The 17,350-nt window shown below is 64.7% G+C and carries 16 protein-coding genes; 8 read left to right on the plus strand and 8 right to left on the minus strand.

What is annotated here, in order from left to right:
• Positions 1 to 47 precede the first annotated feature (47 nt).
• The 3 genes from IE224_RS12155 to IE224_RS12165 form a co-directional block, all read right to left on the minus strand.
• Positions 48 to 1,274 (minus strand): Hint domain-containing protein, encoded by a 1,227-nt coding sequence (locus IE224_RS12155; RefSeq protein ID WP_191310704.1) that lies wholly within the window; start codon positions 1,272 to 1,274, stop codon positions 48 to 50.
• Positions 1,275 to 1,465: 191 nt separating this feature from the next.
• The gene (rpsD, locus tag IE224_RS12160) at positions 1,466 to 2,086 is read right to left on the minus strand and encodes a 30S ribosomal protein S4 (protein ID WP_167622297.1); all 621 of its coding nucleotides are present in this window, start codon (positions 2,084 to 2,086) and stop codon (positions 1,466 to 1,468) included.
• A 136-nt stretch (positions 2,087 to 2,222) separates the two neighbouring features.
• Positions 2,223 to 3,329 (minus strand): ROK family transcriptional regulator, encoded by a 1,107-nt coding sequence (locus tag IE224_RS12165; protein ID WP_191310706.1) that lies wholly within the window; start codon positions 3,327 to 3,329, stop codon positions 2,223 to 2,225.
• 118 nt (positions 3,330 to 3,447) lie between these two features.
• Between IE224_RS12165 and IE224_RS12170 the strand changes: the two genes are divergently transcribed.
• Genes IE224_RS12170 through IE224_RS12185 form a run of 4 tightly spaced genes read left to right on the plus strand, consistent with a single transcriptional unit; the run spans position 3,448 to position 7,041 of the window.
• A complete protein-coding gene (locus tag IE224_RS12170; RefSeq protein WP_191310708.1) occupies positions 3,448 to 4,476 on the plus strand; it encodes a sugar ABC transporter substrate-binding protein in 1,029 nt (342 codons plus the stop codon).
• Positions 4,477 to 4,535: 59 nt separating this feature from the next.
• Complete coding sequence (locus IE224_RS12175) at positions 4,536 to 5,591, plus strand: ABC transporter permease (protein ID WP_167622294.1); 1,056 nt, start codon at positions 4,536 to 4,538, stop codon at positions 5,589 to 5,591.
• The gene (locus IE224_RS12180) at positions 5,588 to 6,361 is read left to right on the plus strand and encodes an ATP-binding cassette domain-containing protein (RefSeq protein WP_229849360.1); all 774 of its coding nucleotides are present in this window, start codon (positions 5,588 to 5,590) and stop codon (positions 6,359 to 6,361) included. Before IE224_RS12175 ends, IE224_RS12180 begins: the two co-directional genes overlap by 4 nt.
• On the plus strand, positions 6,358 to 7,041 hold the full coding sequence (locus tag IE224_RS12185; RefSeq protein WP_191310710.1) for an AAA family ATPase: 684 nt from the start codon (positions 6,358 to 6,360) through the stop codon (positions 7,039 to 7,041). Before IE224_RS12180 ends, IE224_RS12185 begins: the two co-directional genes overlap by 4 nt.
• On the opposite strand, the gene IE224_RS12190 is transcribed toward IE224_RS12185, so the two are convergent.
• The 4 genes from IE224_RS12190 to thrS all read right to left on the minus strand — a co-directional run bounded on the left by IE224_RS12190 (position 7,000) and on the right by thrS (position 11,330).
• Positions 7,000 to 8,220, minus strand: a complete 1,221-nt coding sequence (locus IE224_RS12190) for a multidrug effflux MFS transporter (protein ID WP_229849361.1) — start codon at positions 8,218 to 8,220, stop codon at positions 7,000 to 7,002. The two genes, IE224_RS12185 and IE224_RS12190, sit on opposite strands and share 42 nt — an antisense overlap.
• A 55-nt stretch (positions 8,221 to 8,275) precedes the next feature.
• Positions 8,276 to 8,899, minus strand: coding sequence for a DsbA family oxidoreductase (locus tag IE224_RS12195; RefSeq protein WP_191310712.1), 624 nt, complete (start codon positions 8,897 to 8,899; stop codon positions 8,276 to 8,278).
• A 71-nt stretch (positions 8,900 to 8,970) separates the two neighbouring features.
• Positions 8,971 to 9,177 (minus strand): cold-shock protein, encoded by a 207-nt coding sequence (locus IE224_RS12200; RefSeq protein ID WP_089388183.1) that lies wholly within the window; start codon positions 9,175 to 9,177, stop codon positions 8,971 to 8,973.
• 206 nt (positions 9,178 to 9,383) lie between these two features.
• On the minus strand, positions 9,384 to 11,330 hold the full coding sequence (thrS, locus tag IE224_RS12205; protein ID WP_191310715.1) for a threonine--tRNA ligase: 1,947 nt from the start codon (positions 11,328 to 11,330) through the stop codon (positions 9,384 to 9,386).
• 121 nt (positions 11,331 to 11,451) lie between these two features.
• On the opposite strand from thrS, the gene IE224_RS12210 reads away from it, so the two are divergent.
• Both IE224_RS12210 and IE224_RS12215 read left to right on the plus strand, forming a co-directional pair.
• Positions 11,452 to 12,192, plus strand: coding sequence for an alpha/beta hydrolase (locus IE224_RS12210; protein WP_191310717.1), 741 nt, complete (start codon positions 11,452 to 11,454; stop codon positions 12,190 to 12,192).
• On the plus strand, positions 12,179 to 13,132 hold the full coding sequence (locus IE224_RS12215) for an alpha/beta hydrolase (protein WP_191310718.1): 954 nt from the start codon (positions 12,179 to 12,181) through the stop codon (positions 13,130 to 13,132). Before IE224_RS12210 ends, IE224_RS12215 begins: the two co-directional genes overlap by 14 nt.
• A gap of 41 nt (positions 13,133 to 13,173) precedes the next feature.
• Here the strand turns inward: IE224_RS12215 and phaZ are convergent, their stop codons facing one another.
• A complete protein-coding gene (gene phaZ, locus IE224_RS12220) occupies positions 13,174 to 14,481 on the minus strand; it encodes a polyhydroxyalkanoate depolymerase (protein WP_235986284.1) in 1,308 nt (435 codons plus the stop codon).
• Positions 14,482 to 14,860: 379 nt separating this feature from the next.
• On the opposite strand from phaZ, the gene phaC reads away from it, so the two are divergent.
• Complete coding sequence (phaC, locus tag IE224_RS12225; RefSeq protein ID WP_444544090.1) at positions 14,861 to 16,684, plus strand: class I poly(R)-hydroxyalkanoic acid synthase; 1,824 nt, start codon at positions 14,861 to 14,863, stop codon at positions 16,682 to 16,684.
• Positions 16,685 to 16,868: 184 nt separating this feature from the next.
• Positions 16,869 to 17,330: a Phasin gene (locus IE224_RS12230; RefSeq protein ID WP_167622288.1), complete on the plus strand. Its 462-nt coding sequence runs from the start codon at positions 16,869 to 16,871 to the stop codon at positions 17,328 to 17,330.
• The last annotated feature ends 20 nt before the right edge of the window (positions 17,331 to 17,350 follow it).

Consider the following 17,350-nt stretch of genomic DNA (forward strand, 5'->3'; position numbering starts at 1 on the left):
GTCATGCGCGGGAAATCCGGCAGCCGTGGCCGCCGGATGTCACTGGGTCAATGCATCCCCACCAGTGGCTTGCCGTTCTGCAGGTGGCGCATCGCAAGCTTGCGTGCCATGCGGCCGCTTGCCAGTTCCCGCGCCGAGGGCGGCAGGCTGGTAGGCCGCTCCAGTTCCGGGAACAGGGCAAAGATCTCTGCCCTGGCGGCATGGCCCACGCCGCGCAGCGCCTGCGGACCGGTATAGAGCGACTCGGTCTCGGTCCCGTTGGCGAAGACGATCTCGTGCCGGTCGAACAGGATGTGGAAATATTCGACGGTTTCCAGATCGTCCGCGATGTCGATCCCCTCAAGCGGCAGAAGCTGCTTGGCGGCGACCAGAACCTCGGGTGCGCCGAACATGCGCTGCGCGATGGCAGACCGGACCAGGATCCGGTGCTGCGGCGACACCAGCAGCGCCTGTGCCGGAAGGTTCGCGCCGAGCGCACCCGGCGCGATCCGGATCGGGCGCAGGTTCGGCTGGGCCCGCAACCGTTCCGCCGGCAAGGCCACATGCCCGACCCAGCGGACGGGCTGAGTGGCGTTGTCGCGCGTCACGACCAATGTGCCGACCGAAAGATCCTCGACCGCGACAAGACCGTCCGTCGTCAGGATCATCGTCCCGCGCAGGAAGCAGGGGACGACCTCTGCGTCGTCAAGGGGCAGGGTGCCGTTGGGGTTGTAGTTGAGGTTCAGAACGGCCGTGTTCAGCGTCTGCTGGGCCAGGTTCGTCACAGCCGTCGTGACAGGCCCCAAAACTGCGCCCAGTGCCGGGATGCCCGCCAAGGTCCCACCGATATCGTTGAGCGGCACGACGACCGGCGAAAGATTGATGCCCACCAGGCTGAAATCCACGACGACACTGAGGCGGTCCTGGCTGAGGGGAATGTCAGACAGCATGAAGGCCTGATCGGCTTCATCGACATAAAAGCCGACGTCCACAGGATTCAAGCGAACGCCGATGCTGCCGAGCAGACCCACATTCGTGGTCACCCGGGCGGTGGTCAGCTGTCCGGTTCCGGCAAAGGTTCCGCTGTCGACGGTGGTGCCTTCCTCGTCAACAAGGGACAGCGTGTCGCCGCGATCAAGTGTCGTGGCCGAGTTTGCCTCGACATCATAACGGTCAAACTCGGCACTGGGGCTGAGATCGCTGAAGTTGAGAACGAAGGTCGGGGGAAGCTGGACGACCGGCGTGGTCGCCTCGAGGTCGATAACGGCGTTTGGCACCGCAGTAGTGTAGGGCATGTTGTCTTCCTTTGGGCAGACTCGGTCGCGCGACCGAATCGATAAGGGGATCGCGAGAAACATGCGGACGAGTAAATGGACATATTAACTAAGCTTAACCAAATCGCGGAACGCAAATCCTTTCTTGGCCTTGAAATGAAAAAGGCCGCACCCCGAGGGATGCGGCCCGATCTTGCTGTAGAACCGAAGGATCAGTTCTTGGCGTAGTATTCGACGACCAGGTTCGGCTCCATCACGACGGCATAGGGCACGTCGCCCAGGGCCGGGGTGCGCACGAAGGTCGCGGTCATCTTGTTGTGGTCCACTTCCAGGTAGTCCGGAACATCACGCTCGGTCAGGCCGACGGCCTCCAGCACGATGGCCAACTGGCGCGAACGTTCGCGGATGGCGATGACGTCGCCTTCCTTGACGCGGTAGGACGCGATGTTGACGCGCTGGCCGTTCACGGTGATGTGGCCGTGGTTCACGAACTGGCGGGCAGCCCAGATGGTCGCGACGAACTTGGCGCGGAAGACGACGGCGTCCAGGCGGCGCTCCAGCAGGCCGACCAGGTTTTCGCCCGTGTCGCCCTTGACGCGTTCGGCTTCGGCATAGATGCGGCGGAACTGCTTTTCGGTCAGGTCGCCGTAATAGCCCTTCAGCTTCTGCTTGGCGCGCAGCTGGGTGCCGAAGTCGGACAGTTTGTTCTTGCGGCGCTGACCGTGCTGGCCGGGGCCGTATTCGCGGCGGTTGACCGGGGATTTGGCGCGGCCCCAGATGTTCTCGCCCATGCGGCGGTCAAGCTTGTACTTGGCAGAGGTGCGTTTCGTCACCGCTGATCTCCTTCATTGCATTATCGAAGGGCGTTGTCCTTTGGCCGTGATCTTGCGATCTGGCCCGACAGGATTCCCCTTGCGGGGTCCACCAACACCAATGGAAGCGGCGCTTATAGACGCAGCCGCGCCGCTGTCAAGTCAAGGATCCGTCGGGTTCGAAGAAATGCGCAAGGGGCAGGGCGGCGGCCCCCAGGATGCGGGCGCTGCGGGCCAAGCTGCCTTCCAGGATCCTCGGACGGTCGATGCCTGCCGCGGGAAGGCTTGCCATCTCGGCGCGCGTCGCCTCGGTCAGCGAACGGCGTGTCGCCGGCGGAACGGCCCCGTCGATCACCACGACCGGAATGTCCAGAAGCGCCGTCGCGGCCAGGGCCGAGAAGGCCAGGGCCTGGGCGGATTCTTCGATCCAGGGTCGCTCGACCTCGGCAGGCACCACCCAGCCGGAATCGTCCGGCGGCAGCGAATGACCCAGCCGTGCCTCGAGCGTGGAAACCGAAGCGACGTCCAGCAACTGTCGCCCGCCCGGCACCGGCATCGAGCCGAGCGCCCCGGCGTTGCGCGCCGGGCCGACCCGCAGCCGGCCGTCCAGGACCACTCCGCCGCCGGCAAAGTGCGCGACGTAGAGATGCACGAAATCCGGTGGAAGGGACAGCCGCCCGAAGATCAGTTCGGCCGCGCAGGCCGTGCTTGCATCGTTCTCTAGGAATACCTGAAAGGGCAGCTCCTCGGCCAGCCGGGCGGCAAGGTCGAAGTCGTGCCAGTCCGCCATCTCGGCGCCCCAGTCCCAGAGGCGAAAGGGCGTAGCCACGCCAAGCCCAGCGATTCGAGTGGGGTCTGGCACGGAAGCAAGGATCGTGGCGATGCCATGGCGCGCAAAGGCGATGATCCGATCGGGGGTGGGATGGGCATATATCTCTTGCCGGTGGATCTTTATCGCCCCGGTGAAATCCACCAGGGCGAGTTCGACCAGGCGGCGGCCCAGTTTCAGGCCCAGGAACAATGCCCCTCCGGGTGCCAGGGACAGCGGGGTGGACGGCTGGCCGACCTTGCCCCGAACGACCGCGCCTTCATCCAGGAAACCATTTTGGATCAATTTCCTGGTCTGGTTCGTGATGGCTTGCGGCGAAAGCCCCGTTGCTTGGGCAAGCGCGGCGCGCGGAAGGGGCCCGCGCCTGCGGATCAGCGACAGGATCAGCCGCTCGTTCCGGCTGAGGTCCAACCGATCGCGTGGGTCATTCAGCATGGGACTGCCTCCTGAAACGCATTAATCAACATGATTGACTTATTGACAAGAAGAAACGCTTCATGCTTTCTGAAATGGCAGGGCGGAGGAGGTGCCGCCATTCGGAGGAGTTATCGGAATGATCATCAAGTCTTCGCTTCGCTTGTCGCTGGCCGCGTCCGTTCTGGCCATGTCGGCAGGCTTTGCCGCCGCGCAGGATCCGGTCAAGGCCTGCATCATCACCAAGACCGACATCAACCCGTTCTTCGTCAAGATGAAGGAAGGCGCGACCGCCAAGGCGCAGGAACTGGGCATCGAGCTGATGAGCTTTGCCGGCAAGATCGACGGCGACCATGAAACGCAGCAGCAGGCCATGGAAAGCTGCATCGCCGCGGGCGTGAAGGGCATCCTGATCACCGCGTCCGACACCAAGGCCATCACCGAATCCGTCAAGCAGGCGCGCGATGCAGGCATCCTCGTCATCGCGCTTGACACGCCGCTGGACCCGATCGACGCAGCGGATGCGACCTTCGCCACCGACAACCGCGAGGCGGGCCGCCTGATCGGTGCCTGGGCCGCCGGCAAGATGGGAGCCGAGGCCGAGAACGCCAAGATCGCGATGCTGGATCTGTCGGCCAGTGCGCCGTCGGTCGATGTTCTTCGCGACCAGGGCTTCCTGGAAGGCTTCGGCATCGACGTGAAGGACAACAACGTGATCGGTGACGAGGAAGACCCCCGCATCGTCGGCCATGACGTCACCTCGGGCAACGAGGAAGGCGGCCGCCAGGCGATGGAGGCGCTGATGCAGAAGGATCCGGGCATCAACCTGGTCTATACCATCAACGAACCCGCTGCCGCCGGGGCCTATGAGGCGCTGAAATCCTTTGGCATGGAAGGCAACGTGACCATCGTGTCGGTCGATGGCGGCTGTCCCGGCGTCGAAAACGTCAAGGCCGGCGTGATCGGCGCGACCTCGCAGCAGTATCCGCTGAAGATGGCCTCCATGGGGATCGAGGCGATCGCGGCCTTCGCCAAGGACGGCACCAAGCCGCAGGTAAGCGAGGGTCTGGATTTCACCGATACCGGCGTGAACCTGGTCACCGACCAGCCGGTCGAAGGCGTCTCCTCGATCAGCGTCGAGGAAGGCCTGGCCCAGTGCTGGGGCTGACCATCGACATCCGGGCGGCTGCACCCGCGGCCGCCCTTTTCTGAACCCCGGAGGGCCCGATGTCTGACACCCCCGACCCCGTGGTCGCGCGCAATCCGTCCGAGAAAGTCGCGAGCTTCGATCATCATTCGCGCGGCGCGCTTGACCGGGTGCAGCATTTCCTGCACCGCTATCCCACCATGGTCCCGGTCATCGTGCTGGTGCTGTCGGTGCTGGCCTTCGGGCTGATCTCGCCCAACTTCTTCTCGGCCTTCAACCTGTCGCTGATCCTGCAGCAGGTGGCGGTCGTGGGCACGCTGGCGGCTGCGCAGTCGCTGGTGATCCTGACCGCAGGGATCGACCTGTCCGTCGGGGCCGTCATGGTGATGGTGTCGGTCATCATGGGCAAGCTGTCGGTGGACTTCGGCATCCCGGTGCCCATCGCGATCCTGATCGGCCTGGCCGTGGGCGGTGCGACGGGCGCGTTGAATGGCGCGCTTGTGACGCGGCTGAAGCTGCCGCCCTTCATCACGACGCTGGGCACCTGGAATATCTTCCTTGCGTTGAATTATTACCTGTCGAACCGCGAAACGATCCGCAGCCAGACCCTGGATGCCGAGGCGCCGCTGCTGAAGTTCTTTGGCGAACGCTTCAACCTGGGCGGCGCCGTCCTGACCTATGGCGTCTTGCTGATGATCCTGGTCTTTGCGGTTCTGTGGTACGCGTTGAACCACACGGCCTGGGGGCGACGGGTCTATGCCGTGGGCGACGATCCCGAGGCTGCGGCCCTTGCCGGCATCCAGACCAAGCGCGTGCTGATGTCGGTCTATATCGTGTCGGGCGCGATCTGCGCGCTTGCCGCCTGGTCGTCGATCGGCCGGGTGGGGTCGGTCAGCCCAACCTCGTTCTTCGAGGCGAACCTTGAATCCATCACGGCTGTCGTGATCGGGGGCATCTCGCTGTTCGGGGGGCGCGGGTCGATCCTGGGGCCGCTGATCGGTGCGCTTATCGTGGGCGTCTTCAACTCGGGGCTGCGACTGGCCGGCGTTGACGTGCTGTGGCAGCTGTTCGCGACAGGCTGGCTGATCATCGTCGCCGTCGCCATTGACCAATGGATCAGGAAAATCTCGTCATGACCCAGCCGCTTCTCTATGCCCGCAACCTGGTCAAGCGCTATGGCCGCGTGACCGCCCTGGACCATGCCGACTTCGATCTGTACCCGGGCGAAATCCTGGCCGTGATCGGTGACAACGGCGCGGGGAAATCCAGCCTGATCAAGGCGATTTCGGGCGCGGTCCAGCCCGACGAGGGCGAAATCCGCCTGGACGGCCAGCCGGTTAGCTTCGCCAGCCCGCTCGAGGCGCGCAAGGCGGGGATCGAGACCGTTTACCAGACGCTGGCCTTGTCGCCTGCCCTGTCGATCTCGGACAACATGTTCATGGGCCGCGAGATCAGGCGCGGCGGCATCATGGGCAAGTGGTTCGGGATGCTGGACAAGCCGTCAATGGATGCCTTTTCGCGCCAGAAGCTGTCGGAACTGGGCCTGATGACGATCCAGAACATCAACCAGCCGGTCGAGACCCTGTCCGGCGGTCAGCGCCAGGGCGTTGCCGTCGCCCGCGCCGCGGCCTTTGGCAGCCGCGTCATCATCCTGGACGAACCGACGGCAGCGCTTGGCGTCAAGGAAAGCCGCCGCGTGCTGGACCTGATCCTGGACGTGCGGTCGCGCGGCATTCCCATCGTCCTTATCAGCCACAACATGCCCCATGTCTTCGAGGTGGCAGACCGCATCCACATCCACCGCCTTGGCCGGCGCCTTTGCGTCATCAATCCCAAGGAACACACGATGTCCGATGCCGTGGCCTACATGACGGGCGCGCGGGTGCCGGAAGGCATTGCGGCATGACGGCGGGGGAAGGGGGGCGTCGCCCCCAATCCTTCGAACTTCCCCCCGGATATTTCGACACGGAAGATGGCCGGCACTTGCTGGCGCGGATCCGGGGGCTGCAGGGCGCCCGGGTTCTGGTTGCGGTGGCAGGGGCGCCGGGGTCGGGCAAGTCGACCCTGGCCGAGGCGGTGGCGGCAAGGCTGGACGATGCCGTGCTGGTGCCGATGGACGGCTTTCACCTGGACAACCGGGTCTTGTCCGCGCGGGACTTGCTGGCGCGCAAGGGTGCGGTTGAGACCTTCGATTCGGAAGGCTTCGCGGCCTTGGTCGAGCGCCTGGCGGTGCCGAACAGCGAGGTCATCTTTCCTGTATTCGACCGCGACCGAGAAATCGCGGTTGGCGGCGCGGGAGTCGTCATGCCGCACCATCGCATCGTCGTGATCGAAGGCAATTACCTGCTGCTGGATGCCGCACCCTGGAACAGGCTGCGCTACGACCTGACGATCTTCCTGGATGTTCCGGTGCCCGAACTGGAGCGTCGTCTGGCTGCACGCTGGCAGGGTCTTGGCAAGGATGCGGACCAGGTCGCGGCGCATCTGCGAAACGACCTTGCGAATGCCCGGTGGGTGTCGACGCGGTCGCGCCCCGCCGATATCTCAGTCCCGCAGGCTGCGCATCAGGAACCAGGCCAGGGCTGAACAGATCAGCGTGGCCGTCATTGCCGGGATGGCCGTGCCGTTATAAAGCAGGCCCACGGGCGCAGCGATCAGGGTCGCGGCGATGGTGGACAGCGCCGCGATGATCGACGCGGCCATACCGGCGATATGGCCCATGCGCTGCAGGGCCAGGGCATTCAGGTTGCCGAAGGTCACGCCCGCCATGAAGAAGACGCTGACCGCCCAGAAGAAGAAGGCGGGAAAGCGCAGGCTGTCGGGCAGGACATCCGTCAGCGTCAGCGCCAGCATCACGGCCGACACGCAGGTCTGCATGACATAGGCCCATTTGGCGATGCGACGCATTCCAAAGCGCATTACGAAGGTGGCGTTCAGCAGCGTTCCGGCACCGGACAGCAGGGCCATCAGCGCAAACCACATCGGGAAGCTGTCGCCCTTGCCATAAGTCTCGCCGAACAGTTGCTGGGCCGAGGAAAGCAGCCCGAACATCTGCCCGAAGCCCAGCGTCAGCACCACCGTGCAGAGCATCACCTGCCTGTCGGACAGCACCTCGCGCGCGGCGGCTCTGAGGGGCGCGATGCGCAGCGGCCGGCGGGCAGAGGGCGGCAAGGTTTCCTCTTGCCGCAGGCCAAGCCAGGTCGAGCCGATCAGGGCGAACAGGATGAAGGCAACGAAGACGCCGTGCCATCCCGAAAACCAGATGATGCCTGCGCCGATGGACGGGGCAAGTGCCGGGATCAGGATGAAGACCATCATCACGAAGCTGGAGATGCGGGCCATTTCGCGGCCCTCGTAAAGGTCGCGGATCAGCGCCATGCCGACGATCCGCGGACCTGCGGCCCCAAGGCCCTGGACGAAGCGGGCGGCCAGCAGGAACTCGATGGAATCGGCGAAAAGCGCTGCGATCGTTGCGGCGATGTAGACCACCGCACCCAGATAGATCGCCGGCTTGCGGCCGATGGCGTCCGAGATCGGGCCGGCGAACAGCGTTCCGATGCCCATGCCCGCCATGAAGGCCGTCAGGATCAACTGGGCGCGGTTGACGTTGTCTGGCGTCAGTTCGGCGGCGATGTCGGGCAGCGCCGGCAGCATCGCATCGATCGAAAAGGCGACCGTCGCGAATAGGAAGGCCAGCATCGCCACGAACTCGGGCAGCGGCAGGCGGCGCGGCGCGGCACCGGCATCAGGGGCAGTCACGGACATTCAGGGAGCCTTTCGTCAGGCAGCTCCTTTATCCGATAATTGCATTCTGTGCAAGTTACTTCGGCGCAGCGGCCAGTTCATCGATGACCTGCTGCCAAAGGCTGGCAGGCTGGGCGCCGCTGATCGCATGCTGGTTGGCAACGATGAAGGTCGGCACGGACGAGATGCCGCGGTTTCGCGCATGCTGTTCGCGCGCGGCGATTTCATCCCGGTCCGCATCGCTGGCCAGCAGGCGCGCCACCATGTCCGCGTCCATGCCTGCCGCGCCGGCGACGAGTGCCAGTTCCGCTGCATCGCCGATGTCGCGGGCTTCCTGCCAATGGGCGCGCATCAGGCCCGACATCACGCGGGTTTGCGCGCTTTCCAGGCCCGCCCAGTGCATCAGCCGATGGGCATCGGTGGTGTCCGGTTCGCGGGGCGAGGGGTTCAGGTTCAGTCCAAGGGCTGCCGCCCGTTCCGCCACAGCCCGCGACGCTTCCTGGGCGCGCGGGCCAAGTTTCGCGTGCAGGTACTCGATCCGGTCCATGCCGCCCCGGGGCATATGGGGGTTCAGGCGGAAGGGGTGCCAGGCGATCTGGAACGGGTGCAGCGGGCGGCTTTCAAGCGCGCGGTCCAGTTCCAGCTTGCCGATCAGGCACCAGGGGCAGACGGGATCCGCGAAGATGTCCAGCGGGATCATGGGCGGTCCTTTCGGTCGAAAAATGAAAACGGCCCGCGAACGGGCCGTTTCGCAACCTTGTCGAAGCTGTATCAGAGCAGCTTCAGATCGCTGGCCGAGGCGCGGCCATCGCGGCCCGACTGCAGTTCATATGCGATCTTCTGGTTGTCCTTCAGTCCCGTCAGCCCGGCGCGTTCGACGGCCGAAATATGGACAAAGATGTCCTTTCCGCCGTCATCGGGGGCAATGAAGCCATAGCCCTTGGTGGCGTTGAACCATTTAACCGTTCCGGTCGCCATAACCGTCCTCTCCTTCAAGTCATCCCGACGCAGGATTGCGCCAGGCCGTGCAGCCCGCTTTCGGTATTCCGGCTGCCCGTAAAAGGGAGGCGGTAGAAAGGCTTCGCTCACGCAAGTGAGAGGATGGACGAATCGTTAAAAAACGCAAGCATGAAACGCGCACAGGCCCGGGGCCTGCACGCGATATGGACCACTCCGTTCCGGATTCACCGCAGATCGGGCGGTGTCGCTTCGTCTTTCAGCATGGCTACGGCATCGGCTAGCGGTAACAGGCGTGAGCCCTGCTGGTCGAGCCTCCGAACCGATACGGTCCTATCCTCTACCTCTTTCATGCCGATGGCAAGAATCGCCGGGACCTTTCCGACGGAATGTTCGCGGACCTTGTAGTTGATCTTCTCATTCCGCGTGTCTGCCTCGGCCCGGATCCCTGTCGCGCGCAGGGTCGCTACGATCTCGGCCACATAGGCATCGGCGTCCGATACGATGGACGCCACGACGACCTGGCGCGGCGCCAGCCAGAAGGGCAGCTTGCCCGCGCTGTTCTCGATCAGGATGCCGATGAAGCGTTCGAAGCTGCCCAGCACGGCGCGGTGCAGCATGATCGGGCGGTGCTTGGCACCGTCGGCCCCCACATAATCCGCGTCCAGCCGTTCAGGCAGGTTAGGGTCCACCTGCAGCGTGCCGCATTGCCAGTCGCGGCCGATGGCGTCGCGCAGGACAAACTCCAGCTTGGGGCCATAAAAGGCGCCCTCGCCGGGGAACAGTTCATAGTTGTATCCGGCAGCCTGGCAGGCATTGCCAAGCGCGGCCTCGACCCGGTCCCAGCTTTCGTCGCTGCCGATGCGCTTTTCGGGGCGGGTGGACAGCTTGATGCGCCAGTCGGTGAAGCCCAGGTCGGAATAGACGCCTGCCAGGAACTCGATGAACTTCTTCGTCTCCGCCTCGATCTGGTCCTCGGTGCAGAAGATATGCGCGTCGTCCTGGGTAAATCCGCGCACGCGCATGATCCCGTGCAGCGCCCCCGAGGGTTCGTAGCGGTTGCAGGATCCGAATTCCGCCATGCGCAGCGGCAGGTCGCGATAGGATTTCAGGCCGTGGTTGAAGACCTGCACATGGCCGGGGCAGTTCATCGGCTTCAGCGCGTTGACTGTCTTGGTCTTGGCATGTTCCTCGTCCACTTCGACGATGAACATGTTTTCCTGGTAGTTGTCCCAGTGGCCGGATTCTTCCCACAGCTTGCGGCTGACGACCTGCGGGGTGTTCACCTCGACATAGCCGTCTGCGCGCTGCTTGCGACGCATGTAGTCCTGCAGCGCGACATAGATGTTCCAGCCGTTCGGGTGCCAGAAGACCTGGCCAGGCGCTTCTTCCTGCATGTGGAACAGGTCCATCTCGCGGCCCAGCTTGCGGTGGTCGCGCTTGGCGGCCTCCTCCAGCATGGTCATGTGCGCCTTGAGGTCGTCGCGGTTGCGGAAGGCCACGCCATAGATGCGCTGCAGCATCGGCCGGCTGCTGTCGCCCAGCCAATATGCGCCCGCGATATGGGTCAGCTTGAAGGCGTCGGCGGGAAGCTGGCCCGTGTTCTGCAGGTGCGGGCCGCGGCACAGATCCTGCCAGTCGCCATGCCAATACATCCGCAGATCCTCGCCCTCGGGGATGCGGTCGATCAGCTCGACTTTGAACGGCTCGTCCCGATCCTTGTAATAGGCGATGGCGCGGTCGCGGTCCCAGACCTCGGTGCGGACGGGATCGCGGGCGTTGATGATCTCTTTCATCTTCGTCTCGATCCGGCCCAGATCCTCGGGCGTGAAGGGATCGGCGCGGTCGAAATCGTAGAACCAGCCATAGTCGCGCACCGGGCCGATGGTGACCTTGACGTCGGGCCAGATGGCCTGAACGGCGCGCGCCATGACATGGGCGAAGTCGTGGCGGATCAGTTCAAGCGCGGGGGCGTCGTCCTTCATCGTGTTGATGCTGATCGCGCCGCTGTCGTTGATCGGCCATTGCAGGTCGATATGCCGCCCGTCAAGGCTGGCCGAGATCGCGCGCTTGGCCAGGCTGGGCGCGATGCTTTCCGCGACCTGCGCCGCGGTGACGCCTGCGGGATAGTCGCGCGAATTGCCATCGGGGAAGGTGAGGGAAATCTGGGACATGATCTGTCCTCCTCGTCGGTTTGGCGCCCACGGAACGCCCGGTTGCGGGTTATCGGTGCCCTCCATTGGACGCCGCCGGGAAAACTGTCAAGATAAGCGGCACGACAGCGACAGGTGGGACATGAGCGAATATCTGGAAACCCCGGGCGGGCGGCGCATCGCCTTTCAGCGCAGCAACGGGCGCGGCCCTGGCGTGGTCTTCCTGGGCGGGTTCAAGTCCGACATGACAGGGACCAAGGCCGCCTGGCTGCATGACTGGGCGCGCGAACGAAACCGCGCCTTCCTGCGCTTCGATTATTCCGGGCATGGCGACAGCAGCGGCTGTTTCGAGGAAGGCAGCATCGGCGACTGGCTTGGGGACGCGCGCGACGTGATCCATGCGCTGACCGACGGGCCGCAGGTGCTGGTCGGATCGTCGATGGGCGGCTGGATCGCGCTGCTGCTGGCCCGTGCCATGCCGCAGCGGGTCGCGGGGCTGGTGACGATCGCGGCCGCGCCGGATTTCACCCAGCAGGGCTTCTGGGCCGGCTTCAACGATGCGCAGCGCGACACGCTGATGCGTGCCGGCCGGGTCGAGCTTCCCAGCGACTATAGCGACCAGCCCTATGTCATCACCCGCCGCCTGATCGAGGACGGACGCGACCACCTGGTGATGAACCAACCCCTGCGGCTGCCGTTTCCGGTCCGGATGCTGCAGGGGACTGCAGACGAGGACGTGCCTGCCGACTGGGCGGTGCGGCTGCTGGATCATGCGACGGGCGACGATATCCGGCTGACGCTGGTGAAGGGCGCGGATCACCGCTTTTCCACGCCGGAATGCCTGCAGTTGATCGCGGCGTCGATCGACGATGTTCTGGCCTAGGCTTGCGCTTGGCCTGCTGTCGGCGCTTGCGCTGTTGTGGGTCTTCGGGCCCAGGGACCGGCTGCGGACGGACCAGGCAGCAGCGCCCGTGCCCGCCGACCTGCAGGCCTGGCTTGACGACCGCGAGGCGGGGATCGACGGGCAGCGTGCCACGGTCCTGCAATGGGCGGGACAAGAGGGAGAGGCGACCGAGGTCGCAATCCTTTATGTCCATGGCTTCTCGGCCAGCCCTGCCGAATTGCGGCCCTTGCCCGAACAGGTGGCCGTGCGCCTTGGGGCCAATCTTCTGGCGATCCGGCTGACAGGGCACGGGATGGACGGTCCGGCCCTTGCTGCGGCACGCGCGCAGGATTGGTGGCAGGACCTGGCGCAGGGGCTGGCGGCGGCCCGCCAGATGGGCCGGCGGGTGGTTGTGATGGGGATGTCGACCGGCGGCACGCTTGCAGCCCTGGCCGCGCGCGATCCGCAACTGGGCAGGATGATGGGCGGGGTGGTGCTGCTGTCGCCGAACTTCCGGCTGCGGGCGCGGCAAAGCTGGCTGCTGGAACTGCCCTTCGCCCGGCAGATCGTCGGCATGGCCGGTGATCCCGAACGGTGCTTTCCCACCCGCAACGACCTGCATCGCAGCCGCTGGACAAGCTGCTATCCCCTTTCCGCGACGCTGGCTGTGGGGGCGCTGCTGCGTCAGGCGCGGCGCGGCGACTATGGCGCCGCAACCGCGCCCGCCCTGTTCATCTGGTCGGACGACGACCGGATCGTGGACCATTCCGCATCAGCCAGGATTGCGTCGGGCTGGGGCGGCGGCGCGACGGTTCTTAAGCAGACGCCCGGCATCAACGACGACCCCGACGCCCACGTCATCGCGGGCGAGGCGCTGTCGCCCGACCTGACGCGTCAGCTTGTGCCCGCCATTGCCGACTGGATCGCGACCTTGCGCTGACCCGGCGGATCAGCGCATCTTGACCGCCTTGCGGGATCCTCTCAGATCGCGATCTTGCTGCTGTCCGCAAAGGGGTCGGTCGCGCCGCAATCGGCCGCCACACCGCCCCGGACCCGGTGCTTCCGGGGCTGGCCTGCCTCGGGCAGGTCGATGTTCTCGTCGATGAAATCAAGAACCAGGGGGCGGATGTTCAGGCGCCAGGACTTGCCTGCGAAGATGCCGTAATGGCCCGCGCCCGGTTCCAGATGCTCTTTCTTGCGTTCGGCGGGGACGCCGGTGCACAGATCCAGGGCCGCGACGCATTGGCCGGGGGCCGAGATGTCATCGTTCGCCCCTTCGACGGTCATGATCGCCACATCGGTGATCTTGCCGATGTCGACGCGGCGGCCGTTCACGACGAACTCGTTCCGGGCGATTTCCAGCTTCTTGAAGATACGGTCCACGGTCGAAAGATAGAACTCGGCCGTCATGTCCATCACGGCCAGGTATTCGTCGTAGAACTTGTAGTGCTTGTCGCCTTCGGACGCCGTGCCGCGGGCCTCGTTCCAGATCTTGTCGATGAAGGCGCGGGCATGGGTTTCAGCATTCATCGCGATGAACGAGCTGAGCTGCGCGAGGCCCGGATAGACCATGCGGCCCGCGCCGCGATACTTGAAGCCGACGGACTGGATCACAAGATGCTCCAGCTCACCCATCGTCATGCGGTTGCCGAAGTCGGTCACCTCGGTCGCGGCGGCATCGGGATCGACCGGGCCGCCGATCAGGGTCAGGGTGCGGGGCTGGGCCGCGGGATCGTCCTCGGCCAGGATCGCGGTCGCGGCAAGGGCCAGGGGCGCGGGCTGGCAGACCGCGATCACGTTGGTATCGGGACCCAGGTGGCGCATGAAGTCCACAAGATACTGGGTATAATCCTCGATGTCGAACTTGCCCTCGCTGACGGGGATATCGCGGGCATTGTGCCAGTCGGTGACGTAAACCTCGCAATCGGGCAGCAGCGAGGTCACGGTCGAGCGCATCAGCGTGGCGTAATGGCCCGACATGGGCGCGATCAGCAGCACCTTGCGGGGCTGGGCGGCGCGGCGGGCGACGCGGAAATGGATCAGGTCGCCGAAGGGACGCTTCATCACCGGCTCGACATAGACAATGTGGTCCTGCCCCTGGTCGCCGGCGATGGGGGGGATTTCCCAATCCGGCTTGATGACCATGCGGGCATAGCTGCGCTCGGTTACGCGGCCCCAGGCGCTCATCAGCTTGAAGATGGGGTGGGGGTTCAGTGCAAAGATCGGATAGGACGCGATCGCGCGGGCCGATGCCCCCATCCATTCGTTCGTGTTCCGAATGGTCTCCATCGCATCATAAGACACGATGCCCTTGATACCCTTGATCGCCACGGGGGCCATCCTTTCGTTGCTGCGTCACGACGAACGCTGTGCTGCGGCAGAAGGGTCCGAAACCCCTGTTTGCGCAACTGCCGCCCTGCGCATATCATTGTCCGGGTAATAGGGGGGAACCGGGATCATGGCAAGAACTGCAGGATCTGGCGGCAAGAACGTTGCCAGCAAAGGTCGGAAAGCGGGCACAGGCGATCAGGAAGCCCGGCCTGCAGGCAAGAAGCCCACCGGAACAAGAACAAAGGCCGCCCCGCCCCCCAGGCCGCAGGTCGAAGCAACGCAGGGGGCAGAGCAGGACGCCGTCGCTTCGCCCCCTGTGCAAAAGGACGCCCAGCCGATGCCCGATTCGACGGACCGGGGCCGCGCGCCCCAGGCCATGGCCGAGGCGCTGGCCAGGGGTTCCTCGGGCGCGACGGCGCGAAAGCTGGCCGAGAATATCGAACGGATCGAGGTCTTGGGCCAACGTCTGATGGCCGCGCTGTCGTCCCGGCCACGGTCCAATCCGGGGATTGAGGCACCCGGTCCGGACCTGTTCCTGACGGCTGCCAGTGCCTGGGCCAAGACGCTGTCCGAACAGCCGGGCCGCGTCCTGGAAAACCAGGTGAACTACTGGGGCGAGACCCTGAAGAACTATGCCGATGCCCAAAGGGCCATCGCCCTGGGCCAGGTCCAGCCGGCAGAAGACGACGCGGGATCGGACAAGCGGTTCGGCCATCCCCTGTGGCAAAGCCACCCTTATTTCAACTTCGTCAAGCGGCAGTATCTGATCAACGCCAAGGCCCTGAAGGACGCGGCCGGCAATCTGAAGCTGTCCGACGACGTCGCGCGCCGCCGCATCACCTGGCTGACCGACCAGATGGTCGACATGATGGCGCCCACGAACTTCCTGGCCACGAACCCCGACGCCCTTGAACGCGCCGTCCAGACCGAGGGGGAAAGCCTTGTCCGCGGCCTCGAGAACCTGGTCCGCGATGTCGAACGGAATGGCGGCGACTTCGTCGTGTCGCTGGCGGACCGCGAGGCTTTCTCGGTGGGCGAGAATATCGGCACGTCGGAAGGCGTGGTCGTCGACCGGACGCCGCTTTACGAGCTGATCCAGTACAAGCCCGCCACCGACAAGGTGTTCGAAACGCCCCTGCTGATCTTTCCGCCCTGGATCAACAAGTTCTACATCCTTGACCTCAAGCCGCAGAACAGCCTCATCAAGTGGCTGCTGGAACAGGGCCACACGCTGTTCGTGGTTAGCTGGAAGAACCCCGACTCCTCCTATGCCGATGTGGGGATGGAGGAGTATGTCGCAGCCTATCTCGAGGCGATGGACAAGGTCCGCGACCTGACTGCGCAGCCCCGCCTGAACGTGGTCGGCTATTGCATCGCGGGCACCACGCTGTCGCTGACGCTGGCACTGCTGAAACAGCGCGGCGACGATCGCGTGAAATCGGCCACCCTTTTCACGACCCTGACCGACTTCTCGGACCAAGGCGAGTTCGTCAGCTTCCTCCAGGACGATTTCGTCAACGGCATCGCCGAAGAGGTCAGCCGCCACGGCCTGCTGCGCGCGCAGTTGATGTCGCGCACCATGAGTTTCCTGCGGCCGAACGACCTGGTCTGGGGCCCAGCGATCCGCAGCTACATGATGGGAGAAGAGCCCCCCGCCTTCGACCTGCTGTTCTGGAACGGCGACAGCACCAATCTGCCCGGCAAGATGGCGATGCAGTATCTGCGCGGCCTTTGCCAGCAGAACGCCTTCGCGACCGAGGGTTTCGACCTGATGGGCCACAAGCTGCACCTGTCCGACGTGACCGTGCCGGTCTGCGCCATCGCCTGCGAAACCGATCATATCGCGCCCTGGAAGGACTGCTGGCGCGGGGTGGCCGGCATGGGGTCCAAGGACAAGACGTTCATCCTGTCCGAATCGGGCCATATCGCGGGCATCGTCAATCCGCCGACCAAGAAGAAATACGGCCATTACATCGGCAGCAGCGATTTCGGCGGCGGATACCAGGCCTGGAAGGAATCAGCCAGCTTCGCCCCCGGAACATGGTGGACCCATTGGGCCGATTGGCTGGCGGAAAGGGCAGGGAGGATGGTCCCGGCGCGCAGCCCCGGCGATGGCCTGGGGCCTGCGCCCGGAACCTATGTCCACGAAAGGGCGGCGTGAAAAGCGGCTAATCAAGGGCTTGGCGGAATTAAGCCATTGGGCGCGCGGTTTTTCTGCGGCGCAGCATAAAATACTTGAAATGCCGCGCCGCAGCATTCATATTCCAGTCACGAGTATGGTTCTAGCTGCGGAAAGCTCTTTCACTAAAGGTTCCCTTCCGCCGCGCTGACAGGAGTGACTGACAATGGCGAAGACCCCCGATTTTGCAAAGACCTTCCAGGACATGATGGCCAATTTCCCGATCGACACCTCGTCGTTCCAGGAAGCGTTCAAGTCGCAGGGCATGATGGGCGAAAAGCTGGCCCGCGTTGCGCTGACCGCGGCCGAGCGTTCGACCGAAATCTCGGCCCAGTGGGCTAAGGACACGCTGGCCCGCATGGGCGAACTGGCCGTCGTCAAGCACGAGCCTTCGGATTACGCCAAGTCGATGACCGACTTCGCTTCCGCTTCCGCTGAAGTCGCGGCCGAGCATATGGCCGCCTTTGCCGAAGTCGCGAAGAAGGTCCAGATGGACACCGTCGACCTGATGCTGACCGCTGGCAAGGACGTGGCCGCCGACGCCCGCAACGTCGCCGAAACCGTCGTGCGCGACAACCAGGCTGCCGTGAAGAAAGCCGCCGCCGCGACCACCGTCGCCGCGAAGTAATCGCGCTTTCGGACCGGATC

The organism is Paracoccus aerius, assembly GCF_014656455.1.
Taxonomy (GTDB): Bacteria; Pseudomonadota; Alphaproteobacteria; order Rhodobacterales; family Rhodobacteraceae; genus Paracoccus; species Paracoccus aerius.